This window comes from Limnothrix sp. FACHB-1083, assembly GCF_014696485.1.
In the GTDB taxonomy this organism is placed as follows: Bacteria; Cyanobacteriota; Cyanobacteriia; order CACIAM-69d; family CACIAM-69d; genus CACIAM-69d.
Genome location: NZ_JACJQD010000018.1, coordinates 36,604 through 54,676, shown reverse-complemented (window position 1 = coordinate 54,676; position 18,073 = coordinate 36,604). Strand labels below are relative to the sequence as shown.

General features: G+C 50.1%; 18 protein-coding genes. 12 read left to right on the top strand and 6 right to left on the bottom strand.

The genetic code is table 11. The annotated features are described in order from the left end of the window. On the top strand, positions 1-286 hold a 286-nt coding region (locus tag H6F46_RS17720), incomplete at its 5' end, for a transposase (RefSeq protein ID WP_242027764.1). A 58-nt stretch (positions 287-344) separates the two neighbouring features. Here the strand turns inward: H6F46_RS17720 and miaB are convergent. After that, positions 345-1,700 (bottom strand): tRNA (N6-isopentenyl adenosine(37)-C2)-methylthiotransferase MiaB, encoded by a 1,356-nt coding sequence (miaB, locus tag H6F46_RS17715; protein WP_190356094.1) that lies wholly within the window; start codon positions 1,698-1,700, stop codon positions 345-347. Between the two features lie 348 nt (positions 1,701-2,048). Here miaB and H6F46_RS17710 point away from each other — a divergent pair, with 348 nt between their 5' ends. Both H6F46_RS17710 and H6F46_RS17705 read left to right on the top strand, forming a co-directional pair. Then, positions 2,049-3,410, top strand: coding sequence for an AAA family ATPase (locus H6F46_RS17710; RefSeq protein ID WP_190356093.1), 1,362 nt, complete (start codon positions 2,049-2,051; stop codon positions 3,408-3,410). After that, positions 3,407-4,384 (top strand): DUF4435 domain-containing protein, encoded by a 978-nt coding sequence (locus tag H6F46_RS17705; RefSeq protein WP_190356092.1) that lies wholly within the window; start codon positions 3,407-3,409, stop codon positions 4,382-4,384. Before H6F46_RS17710 ends, H6F46_RS17705 begins: the two co-directional genes overlap by 4 nt. A gap of 22 nt (positions 4,385-4,406) precedes the next feature. Here H6F46_RS17705 and H6F46_RS17700 read toward each other — a convergent pair whose 3' ends face one another. Further along, positions 4,407-5,120, bottom strand: coding sequence for a restriction endonuclease subunit R (locus tag H6F46_RS17700; RefSeq protein WP_190356091.1), 714 nt, complete (start codon positions 5,118-5,120; stop codon positions 4,407-4,409). Positions 5,121-5,335: 215 nt separating this feature from the next. On the opposite strand from H6F46_RS17700, the gene ahcY reads away from it, so the two are divergent. The 5 genes from ahcY to H6F46_RS17675 all read left to right on the top strand — a co-directional run bounded on the left by ahcY (position 5,336) and on the right by H6F46_RS17675 (position 9,420). Next, positions 5,336-6,625: an adenosylhomocysteinase gene (gene ahcY / locus H6F46_RS17695; protein ID WP_099534684.1), complete on the top strand. Its 1,290-nt coding sequence runs from the start codon at positions 5,336-5,338 to the stop codon at positions 6,623-6,625. 139 nt (positions 6,626-6,764) lie between these two features. Next, positions 6,765-7,388 carry a DedA family protein gene (locus H6F46_RS17690; RefSeq protein ID WP_190356090.1) on the top strand — a complete coding sequence of 208 codons (624 nt, stop codon included), beginning with the start codon at positions 6,765-6,767 and terminating at the stop codon, positions 7,386-7,388. A 199-nt stretch (positions 7,389-7,587) separates the two neighbouring features. Further along, positions 7,588-8,229 carry a nucleotidyl transferase AbiEii/AbiGii toxin family protein gene (locus H6F46_RS17685; protein ID WP_199291646.1) on the top strand — a complete coding sequence of 214 codons (642 nt, stop codon included), beginning with the start codon at positions 7,588-7,590 and terminating at the stop codon, positions 8,227-8,229. 103 nt (positions 8,230-8,332) lie between these two features. Then, entirely contained in the window at positions 8,333-8,755 is a 423-nt protein-coding gene (gene ruvX, locus H6F46_RS17680) for a Holliday junction resolvase RuvX (protein ID WP_190356089.1), read from the top strand. A gap of 68 nt (positions 8,756-8,823) precedes the next feature. After that, on the top strand, positions 8,824-9,420 hold the full coding sequence (locus H6F46_RS17675; protein WP_190356088.1) for a Uma2 family endonuclease: 597 nt from the start codon (positions 8,824-8,826) through the stop codon (positions 9,418-9,420). Between the two features lie 21 nt (positions 9,421-9,441). On the opposite strand, the gene H6F46_RS17670 is transcribed toward H6F46_RS17675, so the two are convergent. The 3 genes from H6F46_RS17670 to H6F46_RS17660 form a co-directional block, all read right to left on the bottom strand. Then, entirely contained in the window at positions 9,442-10,011 is a 570-nt protein-coding gene (locus H6F46_RS17670; protein WP_099534688.1) for a DUF4126 domain-containing protein, read from the bottom strand. Positions 10,012-10,272: 261 nt separating this feature from the next. After that, positions 10,273-12,891 carry an ATP-dependent chaperone ClpB gene (gene clpB, locus H6F46_RS17665; protein WP_190356097.1) on the bottom strand — a complete coding sequence of 873 codons (2,619 nt, stop codon included), beginning with the start codon at positions 12,889-12,891 and terminating at the stop codon, positions 10,273-10,275. 188 nt (positions 12,892-13,079) lie between these two features. Then, the gene (locus H6F46_RS17660; protein WP_190356087.1) at positions 13,080-13,274 is read right to left on the bottom strand and encodes a hypothetical protein; all 195 of its coding nucleotides are present in this window, start codon (positions 13,272-13,274) and stop codon (positions 13,080-13,082) included. A gap of 216 nt (positions 13,275-13,490) precedes the next feature. Here H6F46_RS17660 and H6F46_RS17655 point away from each other — a divergent pair, with 216 nt between their 5' ends. The 3 genes from H6F46_RS17655 to H6F46_RS17645 all read left to right on the top strand — a co-directional run bounded on the left by H6F46_RS17655 (position 13,491) and on the right by H6F46_RS17645 (position 16,740). After that, complete coding sequence (locus H6F46_RS17655) at positions 13,491-14,261, top strand: hypothetical protein (protein WP_190356086.1); 771 nt, start codon at positions 13,491-13,493, stop codon at positions 14,259-14,261. Between the two features lie 136 nt (positions 14,262-14,397). Further along, positions 14,398-14,817, top strand: a complete 420-nt coding sequence (locus H6F46_RS17650; protein WP_190356085.1) for a hypothetical protein — start codon at positions 14,398-14,400, stop codon at positions 14,815-14,817. A gap of 381 nt (positions 14,818-15,198) precedes the next feature. After that, positions 15,199-16,740, top strand: coding sequence for an adenylate/guanylate cyclase domain-containing protein (locus H6F46_RS17645; protein WP_190356084.1), 1,542 nt, complete (start codon positions 15,199-15,201; stop codon positions 16,738-16,740). Here the strand turns inward: H6F46_RS17645 and H6F46_RS17640 are convergent. Then, positions 16,737-17,234, bottom strand: coding sequence for a hypothetical protein (locus tag H6F46_RS17640; protein ID WP_099534693.1), 498 nt, complete (start codon positions 17,232-17,234; stop codon positions 16,737-16,739). The two genes, H6F46_RS17645 and H6F46_RS17640, sit on opposite strands and share 4 nt — an antisense overlap. 127 nt (positions 17,235-17,361) lie before the next feature. Here H6F46_RS17640 and H6F46_RS17635 point away from each other — a divergent pair, with 127 nt between their 5' ends. Continuing rightward, the gene (locus H6F46_RS17635) at positions 17,362-18,030 is read left to right on the top strand and encodes a hypothetical protein (protein WP_206753597.1); all 669 of its coding nucleotides are present in this window, start codon (positions 17,362-17,364) and stop codon (positions 18,028-18,030) included. Positions 18,031-18,073: the final 43 nt, after the last annotated feature.

Genomic DNA, 18,073 nt, shown 5'->3' with positions numbered 1-18,073 from the left:
AGAGATTGGAGAACTGTATCGAAAGCGCTGGCAGATTGAGTTGCTATGGAAGTTCTTAAAGATGCATTTAAAATTAGATCAGCTCATTACGAAAAATCAAAATGGCGTAGCAATACAGATCTACATGGTCTTAATTGCTTATGCCATCTTGCAGTTAATAGAATTGCCGCAATTCTATAGTCAGACGCTACTAGATAAATTGCGATATTTGCAAGTTGTACTCGGTCGCTATGGCTCAATCAGTCATTGGAGCTATGATTTACTGCCAGAAACTCTTGTTGCCTAGAATATGAAGTTTTGTGTTTAGATTCAACACTTCTGGCACCCAATATGAATAGGTTGTCTTAGCAAAGAGCGGGCAACAAAGCCTCACCGGTCAAACTGAAGGCTCGTACCTCCGTAATTTTGACGGGGACAATTTTGCCGCGCAGTTCTGCAAAATCTCCCGCAAAGAAGGTCAACCGATTGCCATCGGTGCGGCCCATCACCTGACTCGGATTCTTCGGGTTCACATCTTCCACCAACACATATTCCGTGCGGCCAAAATAGCGCTGCGATCGCTCCGCCGCCTTAACCGACACCAAGTGGTTCAACCGTTGCAGGCGATCGCTCTTAGTTTCCTCATCCAACTGGTTGTCCCACAGGGCCGCAGGCGTGCCCGGCCGCGGCGAATAGGCCGCCGTATTGAGCTGATCAAAGCCAATATCCTCAACCAGCTTCAGCGTGTTTTGGAACTGCTCCTCCGTTTCGCCCGGAAAACCGACGATCGCATCGGCGCTAATCGACGCATCGGGCATATAGCGGCGAATCGTGTCAATAATTTGCCGGTAGCGCTCGTGGGTGTAGCCGCGCGACATGGCCTTCAGCACGTCGTTATCGCCCGACTGGAATGGAATGTGGAAGTGCTTGCAAACCTTCGGCAGCTCGGCGCAGGTGCGAATCAGCCGCTCCGTGAAGTAGCGCGGGTGGCTGGTGGCAAACCGCAACCGCTCAATGCCCTCCACGTCATGCACTTCCCGCAGCAAGTCCGTGAAGTTGTATTTATGCCGTCCGTCGGGCAAGCTTCCGGGCAAGTCGCGCCCATAGGCATCGATGTTTTGACCCAGCAAGGTCACTTCCTTGTAGCCCTGGCGACCAAGCTCCTCCATTTCCCGGCGAATTTCCTCGGGATAGCGCGATTGCTCCACACCGCGCACTCCGGGAACGACGCAATAGGTGCAGCGCTCGTTGCAACCGTAAATCACGTTCACCCAAGCCGTAATGTTGCTATCCCGGCGGGGCTTGGTGATGTCTTCCATGATATGGACGGGTTCCGTGGCCACCACCTGGCTGCCGTTGAACACCTGCTCCAGCAAGTCTTCGAGGCGATTGGCGTGCTGCGGCCCCATGATCAAGTCCACCTCGGGCACGCGCCGCAACAGTTGCTCGCCTTCCTGTTGGGCAACGCAGCCGGCCACCACGATCGTCAGGTCGGGGTTGGTTTGTTTGCGCTTGGCCTGCCGCCCGAGGTAGGAATAGACCTTTTGTTCGGCGTTGTCGCGGATCGTGCAGGTGTTGTAGAGAATCAGATCCGCTTCTTCGGGTTCTTCAGTCCAAGCAAAGCCCATGGTGTCAAGGATGCCGGCCATCCGCTCGGAGTCGGCCTTGTTCATCTGACAGCCGAAGGTGGTGATGTGGTAGCGGCGGGGTTGGTTGCTCATGGCTCTGGCGGGGCGATCGAGACTCTTTATTCTAAAGCAGGATGTTTCACTAAGTTCGATTAACTCGATGAAACAAATCTATCAGTATTGGTAAGAGTTGTGATTTTAGGCAGGCGATGAGCCTGTTGATGCCAATTAGGTTTGATTAAGGTTTTCGGAGCATAGCCCTGCCAACAGTGACACATCCAAGCAAAAATGTGATAATTGGATGAAACGGAGTTCTGGCACTTCAGACCTGGAAGAGCATTAGGTTCAAGATTAATTTTTTGTCTGTCTGGTTACGAGTAATCAAAAATTCCTGGTTGACAGCATTTAAGTGTTTCTAATATTGGCATTTTAAATTTCAATATGACTACCAACCTTCAAAGAATACAAATTTCTGGACTACACGGGACAGATAAAGATATTGATGCACACATCAGAGATAACACTCTGATTTTGGTTGGTGAAAATGGCTCTGGTAAAACAACTTTCCTCCGAATACTCTTCAGTCTCTTGGCAGGACGATGGCAGCTACTAAGCCGCTTCGTGTTTAAATCAATTACGTTAACCCTGAATGGTGAGCGCATAGTAATTGAATACTCTGATGTTCAACCCTCCAGAGATAGTACAAAGATCAATCGTAATCCAGCACTACCATCAGGACTGCGAAGAGAACTGGCGACAATTGCAGAATACTCAGATTTACAAAATCAAATACCAGCAATTGAAAGATCTGCCAGAAGATATGACATGCCAGTAAGGTATGTTGTGGAGCAGCTAAGTCTATTTACATCTCAGCCCTCTGAAGAGTTGCGTAAAAAACTAGACGCGATTGTACAAAAAATCGATTCTCAGATTCTTTATCTTCCAACTTACCGCAGAATCGAGCAGGAGCTGACGAACATTCTTGATGGTATTGACCCGAGTGATCTTCAGCGAAGAAGAATGCAAGCTCCCAGAGCAGATCGTGACGAAGTTTATATTGAGCTTGTGGAGTTTGGTATGCAAGATGTTGAGACTTCTATTATAGATGAGCTTTCTAGGCTGGAGAAATTCCAGAGCATAACCCTTAACAAACTCACCTTGCAACATTTTGGGGATATAGTCTCATCAGAATACAAGAAAGAAGATATTCAACAACTTTCAAACTTATCTGATAATGAAATTCAATCAGTACTCGCGCGAGTTGATGAATCCATTGTAGATCGTTCTCAACGAGCTGAATGGCTAAAAGCAATTCAAGAAGCAAAGTCGAGAAAAGATTCTTCTGTTCGAGATCAGATCATTTGTCACTACTTTCTCAAGATTTTAGACTTTCAAAAAACTTTGCAAATTGAAGAGGAAGGAATTTCTAATTTTTGCAAAATTTGCTCAGAATATATTACAGACAAAGACTTCATCTACGACAGTACTTCTTTTGACTTTAAAATCATTCCAAAATTTGAATATCAAGGTGGTGACTCAGTTAAGCTCAGTGATTTATCTTCCGGAGAAAAGCAAATAGTTTCTCTGTTTAGTCATTTATATCTCTCCAAAAAATCGCATTATTTTGTATTGATTGACGAGCCAGAGCTTTCCCTTTCAGTACCTTGGCAGAAGAGATTTCTTGTTGACATAAAAAAGGGGGGATTTTGTACAGGTTTGATCGCAGTAACTCATTCGCCATTTATATATCAAAATGAACTTAAGAAATACGCTCATTCATTGGGAGAATTTACATCTTTATGACCAATACAAAGCCTTCAATGATTGAGATACATAGTCGTGCTCTCGAAGAAGTTGATGAAGCATATCACGAATTTTTGTTGGCTTATCACGAGGGTGCTAAATATGTATATGGGTTTGTTGAAGGAAAAGATGATCTATTTGTATATCGTCCATTCATCGACTACTGGCTACCTGAAGGCTGGTCGGTTAAGTTAATCAAAGCTGGAAATGAAGAAAAAGCTGGAAACAAAGAAAAAGTAATTAGCTCTCTTAAAAATATTGACTGGGATAGATTTTCTAGGCAAAGAGTTTGCTTTTTTGTAGACCGTGACTTGCAAGATTTTTTAAATTCTCCCTTCCCGTTAGAAACCAATCTCTACATTACAGATGGATACTCTATCGAAAATTCCATTTTTCAAGATCGGTTTTTTCACGAAGCTCTTTTTGTTTTATATGAAATTGATCTATGTCCAAAAGTAGAGGAAATTATTCAAGAAAATATAAGGCGCTTTTCTGAAGCCATGATGCCTCTAATGGGGCAAATCGTGCTGTGGAAACGAATTGGCTGTAGACCAAATCTACAGAATTTAGATAAGAAGCTTGATAAAATCTTCTCATTTTCCGAAGGAAAACTGATTGTTCCTGAAAGAAAAGTAGTGCTTGAAGTGGCGGCCAATCATCTTAACTGCGTATTATGTAATGATGATGAAATAATGGCTGTTGAAAAAGAAATAAGTAATCTTTTTAGTCCCTGGCTAATCATACGTGGCAAATATATAAATTGGTTCTTCATTAAGCAGTGTGATGCTATAGGAAAATCAATTTCAAAGCTTTTACCATCTGAGTTTCCAACTGAGCCTTGCAAAAAAGTGCCATGCGGTATGGATAATACTATGCTTGTGCTGGCTCCTCGATCACGGCCACCAGCAAGCTTAAAAGAATTTATCCAAGGAAACTATTTGGCTTTCATCCAAGGTAATAAATTCGATAAGTAATTGAAAATTTTAGCAATAAATTTTAGGAAGACAAATCCAGGGGTGATGTAACTACTTCATCTTGACTAACGATCGCCCCGAGTTTTTTCATCACTTGCAAAACCGTTGCCAAATCATCCGCGCGATCGAGAATTAATTCTGGTGATTTGTCGTACTGCCAACTGTAGAGAGGCGTATCAGCATCATCAGGAAATGTCAGCACCTTGGCTAATTTTAAAAATACAAAACTACTGCCATTGGTCACTAAGCCAAACCGCGCTTGCCGATCGGGAGCCGCTGCCAACATATAACCCAACACCTGCGGAATCCCCACCTTGACCGAAAATTCAGCCCGCTTGGATTCGATCGCCAACACCCACAAACGACCCATCAACACCAAACTATCCACCCGGCCGCGCAGTTTTTCGCCCCCCATTGGGTTAGCGTCCACGGGGCGATCGCCCACAATTTCTACTGAGGTTTCCGTATCCACATAGAACGGCGGCAAAAAGAAACCGGCGAGATCTAACAGCGGAGCCACCACCGCCAACTTGGCCGTATTTTCTAGCACCGATCGCCGCTCCAAGTTGGCGTAGCTGGCTTGAATTCGTTGCAGCCGATCGCGCTCGATCTCCCCCAACTCCGGCAACCGATCGCGCCACTCTCGAAAGAAATCAGGATCATCACTGCGCTGGAGGCCCAACCGCTGTTCCAGATCCTGGAGCGTCAGTTGTTCGATCTCCACTGTGGTTGTCATCCCGTGTCTCCATTTGAGCAGCTTTCGCTTGTTTCCCGCGCCCTGAGGGCGATCCTAAACCCTGGCGACCGGTCACCAGGTTACGAAGTTGATACACTGATTGAGTTGACCTGCAAGAGGCTAACGATCTCCCCTCAGCCGGATGTGATCCGGTCGATCGCCCCAGCTACCTGCCCCTCCTCCCTCAACGATTCAAGTAAGGAATTGCTAACCCAATGACCGTCGCGCCCGTAAGCTTGCCGCAACTGGTGAAACACGAAGTCAAAGACCTGTCCTTGGCCCCCATGGGTCGCCAACGGATTGAATGGGCGGGTCGAGAAATGCCGGTGCTGCGCCAAATCCGCGATCGCTTCGCCACCGAAAAGCCCTTCGCCGGTTTGCGTCTGGTTGCTTGTTGCCACGTCACCACCGAAACCGCCCACTTGGCGATCGCCCTCAAGGCCGGTGGCGCGGATGCGGTGTTGATTGCCAGCAACCCCCTTTCGACCCAGGACGACGTGGCCGCCAGCCTCGTGGTCGATGAAGGCATCTCGGTTTTTGCCTACAAGGGTGAAGATACCGAAACCTATCTGCGCCATGTGAACATTGCCCTCGACCACAAGCCGAACGTGATCATCGATGACGGTTCCGACGTGACCGCTACCTTGATCCAACAGCGCCAAGACCAAATCGCTGACCTGATTGGCACCACCGAAGAAACCACCACCGGCATCGTCCGTTTGCGGGCCATGCTGCGTGATGGCGTGTTGACCTTCCCGGCCATGAACGTCAACGATGCGCAAACCAAGCATTTCTTTGACAACCGCTACGGCACGGGCCAATCGACCCTCGACGGCATCATCCGCGCCACCAACGTCCTGTTGGCGGGCAAAACCGTGGTGGTTGCTGGCTATGGCTGGTGCGGTAAGGGCACGGCAATGCGGGCGCGCGGTTTGGGCGCAAACGTGATCGTCACCGAAGTGCTGCCTGTCCCGGCGATCGAGGCCGTGATGGATGGTTTCCGCGTGATGCCGATGGACGAAGCCGCCGCCCTGGGCGACCTGTTCATCACCGTCACCGGCAACAAGCACGTGATTCGCGGCGAGCATTTCGCCAAGATGAAGGACGGGGCGATCGTCTGCAACTCCGGTCACTTCGACCTGGAAATCGACCTGAAGGCCCTGAAGGCCCAATCGTCGGAAGTGAAGACCGTCCGCAACTTCACCGAAGAATATCGCCTGAACAACGGCAAGTCCGTGGTGGTGTTGGGCGAAGGTCGCTTGGTGAACCTGGCGGCGGCGGAAGGCCACCCCAGCGCCGTGATGGACATGAGCTTTGCCAACCAAGCCCTGGCTTGCGAATATTTGGTGAAGAACAAGGGCCAACTGGAGCCGGGTCTCTACTCGATTCCCGATGAGGTGGATCAAGAGATCGCCCGTCTGAAGCTGGCGGCCATGGGCATCGCGATCGACTCCCTGACCGCTGAACAGATCGAGTACATGAACTCCTGGACCGAAGGCACATAGTCGCCACGGTCTGAACCCTCATTTCTAGTGCGGGGCAAGGGGCTGAAGCCCCTTGTCTTGCCCTCAGGGGCTTGACGTTTGATTTCGTGATCACACACCCAACTCACCGATTTTGTTCACCGCGTTATTCTTGCTTTCTATGAAAGAGTGGATTGTTGAAATTATTGGTTCCCTGGGCTATTTCGGCATTGGGTTCCTGATGTTTTTGGAAAATCTATTTCCGCCGATTCCTTCCGAATTGATCATGCCCTTGGCGGGGTTTACGGCTTCGCAGCCCAATAACAACCTAGAACTGATTCCGGCGATCGCAGCGGGTGTAATCGGTACGGTGTTGGGAGCCTATCCCTGGTACTACATTGGCAAACTGGTCAACGAAGAGCGCCTAGAACGTTGGGCAGATAAATACTTCAAATGGATCGGGATTTCCGGCGAGGATGTGGGGAAATCCAAAACCTGGTTCCAAAAGCATGGCGCGAAGGCGGTGTTTCTCTGCCGGATGGTTCCGGGGGTACGGACGCTGATTTCGCTCCCGGCGGGGATTGAAGGAATGCCGATCGTTCCCTTCACGATCTACACCACCCTTGGCACGATCATTTGGACAACAGCCCTCACCACCTTGGGCTACAAACTCGGCTCGAACTATGAGCTGGTTGATGAATATCTCAGCCCGGTTTCTAAGATCGTGTTGGGAATTTTGGTGCTGGGCTTTGCGGCTTGGTTGGTGAAGAAAAACCTGGATTTACGCAACAAGGGCAACGGTTAAAACGTGGGTGACTGGGGGAGGGCGTAAGGCGTTACGCCCCTACGGGATGCGTGAAAAAATAGGAATTATTCAGATCGGGGTGGGCTGAGCCTGCCCCGATTTGTTTAGAGTGTCTAGACAAGACACTCTGGAATACATGCTTAGATAGAAGTGTCGGTTACTCCCATCATTCACTGCGTCAATCGCCTAGATTGCCCCTATGGTGCTCAGTGCTGATGCCCTCAGTTTCCAAGAGTTTATGAATCGCGAAGCATTACCCCTTACGACATTGCACAACGCGATTTTTGAATTCTTGCGCGATCGCACCGATGTTGTAATCTTCGGTGCTCAGGCAGTCAATGCCTATGTGGGTGAACCACGGATGACGCAGGATATTGATCTTCTGGCCCTAGAAGCGGAGTCACTGGCTGAAGCCATTCGTAACTATTTAAGCGAAACCTTTTACATTGCAGTGCGGGTGCGATCGGTCAAAGATTCCCTGGGTTATCGTGTTTACCAAATTCAGCGATCGGGCAACCGACATTTACTGGATATTCGGCAAGTCGATACATTGCCGCCCAGTCAAATCATTGAAGGCATCTTAGTGATGGCTCCTGTAGCGTTAATTGCCAGTAAAGTCATTGCCTATCAACAGCGACGCGGCAAGCCCAAAGCAGGTACCGATTGGCGGGATTTAGCCATGTTGCTGCTGCAATTTCCTGAACTAAAAACGGCATCTGGCTTGGTATCAGATCGGCTTCAACAGGTGAATGCTAATCCAGCAGCGATCGCTCTGTGGCAGGAAATTGTGGCTACACCGATCGAGCCAGAAACAGAAGATGATGACTTCGATGATTTTTAGGACAAGCACTAATCAATCAGCTAGTGATTGAGATTAGTTTTTAGATTTAGATCGGTTTTGATATTTCGAGGCAATTGAAAGGTATAGGCGACCGAGAACAACCATGACAGAAGTGGCGGCGATCGCCCTGGATATTGGGCGCAAACGAATTGGGGTGGCTGGGTGCGATCGCCTCGGGTTACTGGCCAGCCCGATCGCCACAATCGAGCGGCAATCTTTTGAGCAAGATGTGGCGGCGTTGCAGGCGATCGCCCAAGAGCGTCAGGCTACATTGTTGGTCGCTGGGTTGCCCCTGACGATGGATGGGGAAGACAGCGCCCAAACCCGCCATGCCCGCAAGTGGGCCAAGCGCTACGCCACGGCGATCGGGCTGCCGTTTGTGTTGGTGGACGAGCGGCTGAGTTCGGTGGAAGCCGAGGAACTGTTGCGATCGCGCGGCCTCCAACCCTCGCGAGACAAGGGCAGCATCGATCGCTATGCGGCGGCGGCGATTTTGCAACGCTGGCTGGATGAGCAGCGGATTTGAATTTAGTCAGAACCAGTCGCTATCCTGGGAAGAGATAGCCCACTGCATTGGTTTTGGAGGATCGGTAAATGACCGCTAGCCTAAGCGCTCCGGTTGCTGCTGAGTCAGCCCCAGAGGCGATCGACCTAAACCAGTTTTTGGCCCTGCCCGATACCCAGCCGGCCAGTGAATTCATTAACGGCAAAATCATTCAAAAACCAATGCCGCAAATTGAGCATAGTGCACTGCAAATGGACTTGGGCGCGGCCATCAATGCGGCTTTGAAAACTCGTAAAGTTGCCCGTGCCTTTTCTGAGTTGCGATGTACCTTTGGCGATCGAGCGATTGTGCCAGACTTGGTGGTTTTGACTTGGGATCGAATCCCGCGTGACATTAATAATCGATTAGTCTCGCGCCCAATTACCGAAGCTCCAGACTGGGCGATCGAAATCTTATCGCCCAAGCAAGAAAGCCTGGGTATCATTGACAAGCTATTGCACTGTGCTCAGCATGGAACGCAAATGGGCTGGCTGATTGACCCCGATCAAAATGGTGTTTTAACAATTAATCGTGATTGCCAAATTTCAGTTTTTCGGGATGCAAACGATCGCTTGCCTGTGCCTGAGTTCGCGGCTGAATTTCAACTCACGCTGGTTCAGCTCTTTGATTGGCTAGCAGTTGATTAATCGCTTTAATCATTTTGATCATTAGGTTCTGGGTGATGATGAGTTCGGTTGTCCTTGGTAATGGAAATACCAGGCCTTGGAACTGCGAATCGCTAACCACAAAAGCATCAGGGCGATCGTGCCCCCTTGGGTGGGCGCATCAAAGGCAAATAGCACCAGAAAAATGCAGAGGGCATCTTGGGTGAAAATTGCCCAAAGGGGCAGCCCTCCTAATCGAAAAAACCAGCCCACCTGCACCAGTTGCAAGACTAGGGCCAGCAGTCCTCCCACAATTCCCAACAGCACGGTGATTTGATCCGTCCGATCGGCTGCTTGGGCGATCGCCATTCCCATCACGGCCCCAGCCAAGGGACTAAACACCAATTGCACCAACTGCAAAATTCTTTGCCCCAGCAGTTTTTTGGAAGCAAACAGCTCAAACAGAGACCAACTGACCAGCACCCCAAGCACCCATTGCGGCGACAGTTGCGACAGCAGCGGCACTCGTGACCAGAGGCGATCGCCCTGCAAGAGGCCAATCAACAACAGCGGCAGGGCAATGCGCATCCCTCCCGCCGCCGAAGCTGCCAGCACCGCTAGGAGTTCAACCATGACAATGGGCGCATCCCATAGAAACCTGAACTCGTCTGTAATTGCACCATCGATGCCCCTTTTTGAGTCAATGCCCCTTGTTGAACTGTTTCTTCCAGGATCGGTTGTTGAGATCCGCAAAGGATGGGGGTCGATCGCTCCAATCACAAACTCGGGGCGATCGACCCATGCGACTCGGAAATTTCCCAGTGGCCTTGAACTTTAGGCGATTTTGGTTCACTCAGCACGATCGAGAGCCATGGGCGATCGCCGTTGCCTAACCTAGAGTGCCACCAAGTCCGCCGTCAGCCGCTTAAAAGCCAGTCGCTCGTTTTCAATATCAACCCAAATCGTGTCACCCTCGGTAAACTCACCTCGCAAAATGCACTTAGCAATTTGGGTTTCCAATTCCCGTTGCACGGCGCGTTTTAAGGGGCGCGCGCCGTAGGTGGGATCGTAGCCAACCTCTGCCAAGAAGTCGATCGCCGCTTCTGACAGTTTCAGGGCCATTTTCTTCTCCGCTAAACGGGCTTCCAATCGCTGGGCTTGAATTTGGATAATTTGGCGCAATTCCGATTTTTCGAGACCGTGGAAAATGATGATGTCATCAATTCGGTTCAAGAATTCTGGGCGGAATTGTTCGCGCATGGCCGCCATCACCCGCGTCCGCATTTCTTCGTAGCGACTGTGATCGGCCGCCAATTCCAAAATGTATTGGGAGCCAATGTTACTGGTCAAAATGATGATGCTGTTTTTGAAATCAACGGTGCGCCCTTGGGAATCGGTCACTCGACCATCATCCAAAATTTGCAGCATGATGTTGAACACATCCGGGTGCGCTTTTTCAATTTCATCAAACAGAATCACGGAATAAGGACGACGACGAATGGCTTCTGTGAGTTGTCCGCCTTCTTCATAGCCCACATAACCGGGGGGCGCGCCGACCAAGCGCGAAACCGCATGTTTCTCCATGTATTCCGACATATCAATTCGCACCATTGCTTCTTCGGTGTCGAATAGATAAGCCGCCAAGGATTTAGCGAGTTCAGTTTTGCCCACACCCGTGGGGCCCAGGAAGATAAAGCTGGCGATCGGGCGGTTAGGGTCGGCCAGCCCCGCACGTGATCGCTGAATAGCATCGGCCACCGCCGTGACGGCCTCATCTTGGCCAATCACTCGTTGGTGTAGCTCGTCTTCCAAATGCAGCAGTTTTTCCATTTCGGAAGCAATCAGTTTGCTGACCGGAATGCCAGTCCACTTGGCAATAATTTCAGCAATATCAGATTCACTGACTTCTTCTCGCAGCAGAATTTGACCGCTCGATTGCTGAGTCGAAATAGTTTGTTCGATGGTCTGCAATTGTTGATGCAGTTCATTCAGGGTTCCAAACTTTAATTCAGCGGCCCGGTTGAGATCATAGTCTCGCTCCGCTTGCTGAATTTCTAGTTCTACCCGATCGATCTGTTCCTTGAGGGCTTTTCGTTGCTCCAACAGATCTTTTTCCTGTTGCCATTGGGCGTTCAGATGGCTTTGGGTTTCCTTCAGGTCTGCCAGTTCCCGATCGAGCCGTTCCAGCCGCTCCTTGGACGCTGAATCACTCTCCTTTTGCAAGGATAAGCGCTCCATTTCCAGTTGCAAAATCTTGCGATCAATTTCATCTAGTTCCTCTGGCTTAGAGGTAACTTCCATTTTCAACTTGGCTGCGGCTTCATCCACCAGATCGATCGCCTTGTCCGGCAAAAATCGATCGCTAATATAGCGATTAGAAAGGGTTGCCGCTGCTACCAAAGCACTATCGGAAATCTTGACGTTGTGGTGGGTTTCATAGCGGTCTTTCAATCCCCGCAGAATTGAAATCGTATCCACCACCGAAGGCTGATCAATATAAACCTGTTGGAATCGCCGTTCCAATGCCGCATCTTTTTCAATATATTTGCGGTATTCATCAAGGGTGGTGGCTCCAATACAGCGCAATTCACCCCGAGCCAACATCGGTTTTAGGAGGTTACCGGCATCCATAGCCCCCTGCGTTGCCCCTGCGCCCACAACGGTGTGAATTTCATCGATGAAGAGAATGATATTCCCTTCAGAATCCGTCACTTCCTTGAGCACCGCTTTCAGACGTTCTTCAAATTCCCCGCGATATTTGGCCCCAGCAATCAGTGCGCCCATGTCAAGGGCAATCAGGGTGCGATTTTGTAAGGATTCTGGCACATCTCCTTTAACAATTCGCTGAGCCAATCCTTCAGCGATCGCGGTTTTGCCCACCCCTGGCTCGCCAATTAAAACAGGATTATTTTTGGTGCGACGCGACAAGATTTGGATGGTGCGGCGAATTTCATCATCCCGGCCAATGACTGGATCGAGCTTCCCTTGGCGGGCATATTGGGTGAGGTCTCGGCCATATTTTTCAAGAGCTTCGTATTTCCCTTCCGGATCACGATCGGTCACGGTTTGATTGCCTCTCACTTGTTTAATTGCTTCCCGCAGTTTGGCCTCATTTAGCCCAACTTCATCAAAAATCTTGCGACCGCAACGATCGTCCTTGGCAAACCCCAATACGAGGTGTTCGATCGATAGATATTCATCACCAAATTCCTTGCGAAAAGCCTCGGATCGATCGAGCAACTTATCCAGGCTTTGTCCCAAATAAACGGAGCCAATATCACCGGAAATTTTGGGCTGTTTCTGCAAAAATTGATCCGCTAATTCTTGTAAGCGACTGGGCTGGGCCCCGGCCTTGCTAAAAATACTGGTCGCTAATCCCTCTTGTTCTAATAATGATTTGAGTAAATGTTCTGACTCTAGCTGTTGTTGGCGATTTTGCTTGGCAACTTCTGGCATTTGGGCAATCACTTCCCAAGCCTTGGTGGTGAACTTATTGGGATCAGTGGGTTGCATGGGGTGTTTGGGGTGTGCAGGAATTACTCCGGTAGGGATCAGCCTCCGCTGCACAACCGTAGCGTTATTGTAGGCAGGGAGGGCGATCGAGCGCGATCGGCTTTTACGACCCAAGGGGTGGGGGTTTGCCGTCTGGGGCAACCCTGGCAGGAACCCGATCGCGCCGAGCTGAGCCACTCCCGATCGGGTCATCGTTCAGGCTCGCCCTTTGTCCCCGATGCTGCTGTTACCCGTTCCCGGCAACCTTGTCGCGATTGTGCCGTGATTTTGTCGTGATTTTGCTGCGGTGCAGGGGGATTCAGATGACTGGGGCGCGGCGCGATCGCCTCCTTTTCAGCCAAGACCAACTGAGTCAGGTCTAGCCGTTCCGGGGTCAGTTGCATGGGTCAGTTGCATCGGTTCGATGGTCAGCCCTTTGAGTCGAATCAGTGGACGCTGTGGGTTGCGGTCAGACCGGGCGATCGAAAAGCTGGGAGCTGCTTAGGATAGAAAACAAATCGCAACCCATCAGGAACAGCTGACCGAATCTGCCGCTCGTCCAATCAGATGAAATTCAGGCGAAACTGACCATTAAAGGAAACTGAATATGAGTGAAAAATATGACTGAAAAAACAACCGATTGGCAAACTTTGCTCCTGTCGCCTACGGACTTTCAAACCCTAACTGGCGTTCCCTTCAAAGATGCTCAAGATTTGTCTAAAGCCTTGTATCAAAATCGCAAATTGTCTAAATGGCAAGCAATCGGTAAGCGTTGCTTGAAATATGCTTGGAATGGATTTTGGTTTTCGATTATTTGGGCAATCTTACTCGGGATTTTTGTGATTCCCATTGCCATTGGTGGTTTTTACTTAGTTCGCCTGTTGGGCTTGTTTGCCGGAATCAGTGTCATTAACATTGTGCGCTGGTCTGCCGGTGTTTGTTTGCTGACAGGGATTCCCATGTCCATTTGGTTTTCTTGGGATGAAGAGAAAAAACAAGATACCTTGCGATCGCTCCTGCCCTTGACCCAAGAGGTCGAAAAATTTAATCGACTGGTGCGTGCAACGGATGTGAAGGCTCAACTGGCCCAAGCCTCTGGAAAGGTAATTAGCCCTGAGGAACAAGCCCAAACAATTGCCACCCTGAGCCAACTGCGATCGGAGCTGGAAAATGCCTTGAAAGTGGAACGGGTGTTACGTGAAAACCAAGATGTGGTGATGGCGCAAGTGGATGCCTTTGAAGGGGCTACCCTGGGTCAGCATATGCAACTGGTGACGGATCAAGCCCTTGAATATGGTCAGGTACTTGATGAAGCATTAAAACTGGGCGATCGGGTTCGGAACGAGCTAAAAACGTTGCATAATCGACAAGATCAATGGAATTCTGACTAATTTCGCAGGAATGACTCAGAAATTATTCAGCATTCTCTCAACAATTTTCGCCATCCCCTAGCAGGGACTGAACAATCGCGCGTACACTGGACGCAATCTTTTTCTCAATTGCAACCTCACGCAGAGAGCCTGAGTTATGAATTTCAAGCGGTGGAGCAGCCAACTGATTGCCATGGGTCTGATCGGGGTTACAGTCCTCGGCACAGCGATCGAAGGAGCCTTCGCCCAATGGGACAATACCCGACCGGAAAACCGCATTGCGCGGATTCGGTTTCGCAACAATAATGCTCGTAGTTTATACGCCCTCTATATTGCACCTCGCTATTCAGGGGATTGGCAAGAACTCTTAGGCGATCGCATTTTAAAATCCGGTGAAGCGATCGACTTGGAATTTAATTACGACAACCTTTATCAATCTGGGTGTAACTACAAAATCAAAGCCATTTATTCTGATGGTTCCCAGACGGTCTTGGAAGAACAGCCCTATGATCTCTGTGGGTTGCGCCAAGTACAATTTGGCCCCTATCCCTCGATCGATCCCTATCGTCCTAATTAATTACTTTTTAGGACATTTTCTCAATGTCAATTGATGCCTGTTGATGGCGACTGATCATACGACCCTTACCTAAAACGATTAGCACGCCATATTGCAGATGCCATATTGCAGATGCCATGACGTAATGATTCGGTGGGCATTGCCCACCCTACGGGCTATTGTTGATGGCGACTGACCATAACTTCAACTGATCGCTAGCAATTTTCAAACTAATTTAGGCAAATTTGCCTACTGCGATCCGTCAGATCTGATCAGTTGAAGTTTCTAGGGGAATGATCCCAAATTCTGACAACTGAATCTGCCTAATTTCGTCGCTCAATTCCGTTAAAATTCCAATAAAATTCCAAGACTTTCCGAACTCTCCCTGCTCTTGCTCTTGCTGTGCCCTTGACCCCTTGGCGACGGATTTGGCGCAATCGCCCTAGAGGTAGCCCATCCTTTCGTAGTCTGTTGCGCGCTTGGTTAACCCGTTGCATCAACCTTCTCTTGGGAGATGGGCGACATCTCAATGAAGCGGAATTTGATAGTTATGTCGCCTGGCGATCGGCACTGATTCATCAGCGCTTGATGCTGGGATTTCGCCTAGGAGTCATTTATTTCAGCACGTTCTCAATTCTGATTGCCTTTGAAGAATCCAGCAAAGGCGACCTGTTCAGTGTGCGTTTAATTCGCCATTTGATGGCAATTGTTTTAATTTTTGCTGGCAGCCGTGAAACCCAGTCTTTAACTGAACGATATTTGGTTCCGGCATCGACTGCGGAGGGCTATTCTGCTGTTTCTCGGCAAACAACTCCTGCAACAACTCCTAATGCAACTCCTAAGAATATTGTCCCAAAGCCCTTAAGCCAGGGTGGAAAATTGCCACCTCTGATTCAGTCGAAGCGGCCTGAGCACTTGAGCTTGGATCCGGTGATTTTTTCATCCCAATTTGGTCTATTTTTACTGCTTTCAACCACGATTTCGGTGGTGACTAATTTACCCAGCCATTGGGGAACACCCGTCATGCCCGATTTGAAGGGCTGGACATTAGGTTTTTTTAGCATCGCGGCCGTGCTGCCGTTTCGCTGGCATTGGCATCTCATTTCCCACCTCATTGCCTATGTGAATTATGTTTTGACCAATGGCTTGATGGGTCAGGCAATTTTTCCAGAGCCTTTGGATCCTGGGCAAGTTTTGTTTGATATGGTGTGGATTTCTTTGATGTCAACTTTGGTGGTTGGCCTCTATGAACGCCTATCTCGCACTGAATTTGAAGTTCGCAAACAACTACGCCAAGAGCAGCGACGTTCGGATCAATTGCTCACCAATATTTTGCCGCGCAGTGTTGCCGATCGACTCCTGACGGATTCGTCCCAAATTGCAGATTTATTCCCAGAAGTAACGGTTTTATTTGCGGATTTAGTGGGATTCACGCCCCTGGCTTCGCAACTGCAACCGGTCGAAACAATTGAATTACTCAATCGCATGTTTTCGTTATTTGACCAGTTGGCGGAGTTTCATGGCCTTGAAAAAATCAAGACCATTGGCGATGCCTACATGGCGGCGGCAGGCTTGCCGAATCCCAACCCTAACCATGCGGCGGCGGCGGCGGACATGGCTTTGGCGATGCAGCGGGCGATCGAGCAATTGAATCAAACGTCCCGCTATCCCCTCTCCATTCGGGTGGGACTCCATTCGGGGCCCGTGGTGGCGGGGGTGATTGGGCTGCGAAAGTTTGCCTACGATTTGTGGGGGGACACGGTGAATGTGGCCAGCCGAATGGAGTCTCAGGGATCGCCAGGCAAAATTCAAGTGACTCAAGCGGTGTTCGATCGCCTGGGGGGAGAAGCGAGCCTTTATCGATTAACCCAGCGGGGGGTAATTGCCGTGAAAGGCCGAGGAGACATGTTGGTCTATTGGTTAGAGGAATCCCCTAAGAACTAACGGCAAGCATCCACGGAAACGACATACACTTTCCCGATCGATCCTGTGTTGCCTACCTTCACGTTCACCTGAAACGGTTGAATGTTTTGGCCGGGCCGACGACGTGGATAGGCAGGCACTTGCACCAGTTGATTCGCTTCAGCATTCACCCGTTCGTCATAGAACTGATCGTTGCTGCTGTCCCCATATTTGAGGAACATTTCAGACTTGTAGCTGCCGGAGTCTTTAAAAAATAAACTGACTCGAAAACTGGTAAAGCTTTGATTGCTAGGAACAACAAAATCGGTGTTCCAATTGTTGCGCGTAAACAGCAGGCTAGGAGCCGAAACCCGCTTCACCACTTCGGGGTCATTGCCACCAACGGGCATCAGGGGCACGGGGCGGCGACATTCCACCACGGGGGCGCTGCGGTCTTGGGCTTGGGCGTTGATGTGCAGTCCTGCCAAACCAAGGCCAAGGCTGGTGAGGGCGGCGATCGCGAGCGGCCGTTTCATAGCGCGCGGTGGTGTTTCTCAAAAAATGCCCCTTAAGATTAACCCAAGGTCTCGCCGCTGCGTAAAGAGTTATGGAGCACGGGGTTAAACTAAAGGCTCTGAACCGAGAGGAATTTGAGGCGATCGCGTGGCGGCAGAGCAAGATCAACTAGATCAAGAGGCAGTCTTTCACTCGCTGAATTCATCGCTGGACCTTGCATCGGGGGCGAGTGCTGTGGAAACCGGTACGGAGCCAGAGACGGCCGATCCAAAGCCGGTAACGGATTTTGAGGCCATGACCCTAGATCGGGCCCAAACGCTTTATGACCAGGGGCGGAGGCTGTTTGAGGCAGGGCGCTATCGCGAGGCGATCGAGTCCTTGGAAACGGGGGCGGCGCTGTTGCCGGCCAATGGGCGCTTGGGGGGTGAAATGCAGGTGTGGTTGGTGACGGCCTACGAGGCTGCGGGCCTGCGGGATGCGGGGTTGCAATTGTGTCGGCAACTGACGAAGCATCCCCACCTAGAAACCCGATCGCAAGCTCGCCGGCTGTTGGCCATTTTGGAAGCGCCCGTGTTGAGCAAGCGCCCGGAATGGCTGACGGAAATTCCCGACTTGTCGAGCTTGGAGGCGGCGGATGGTGCGGGGTTCAAGGCGGCCACCGGTCAGGCCCCGAGCCGATCGCCCCGATCTCGTCCCATGCCGGAGCCAAAGCCGATCGATCCGGCCCTGATTGTCCATGAGAATCGCTTTTTGGGCTTTGGGTTGTTGCTGGTGCTGCTGGTGATTGCAGGAATTCTGTGGCTGGGGCGTGCCTAGGGGGCTGATGGCTGCTGTGACTGAGGCGATTGGCCAGTCTTCT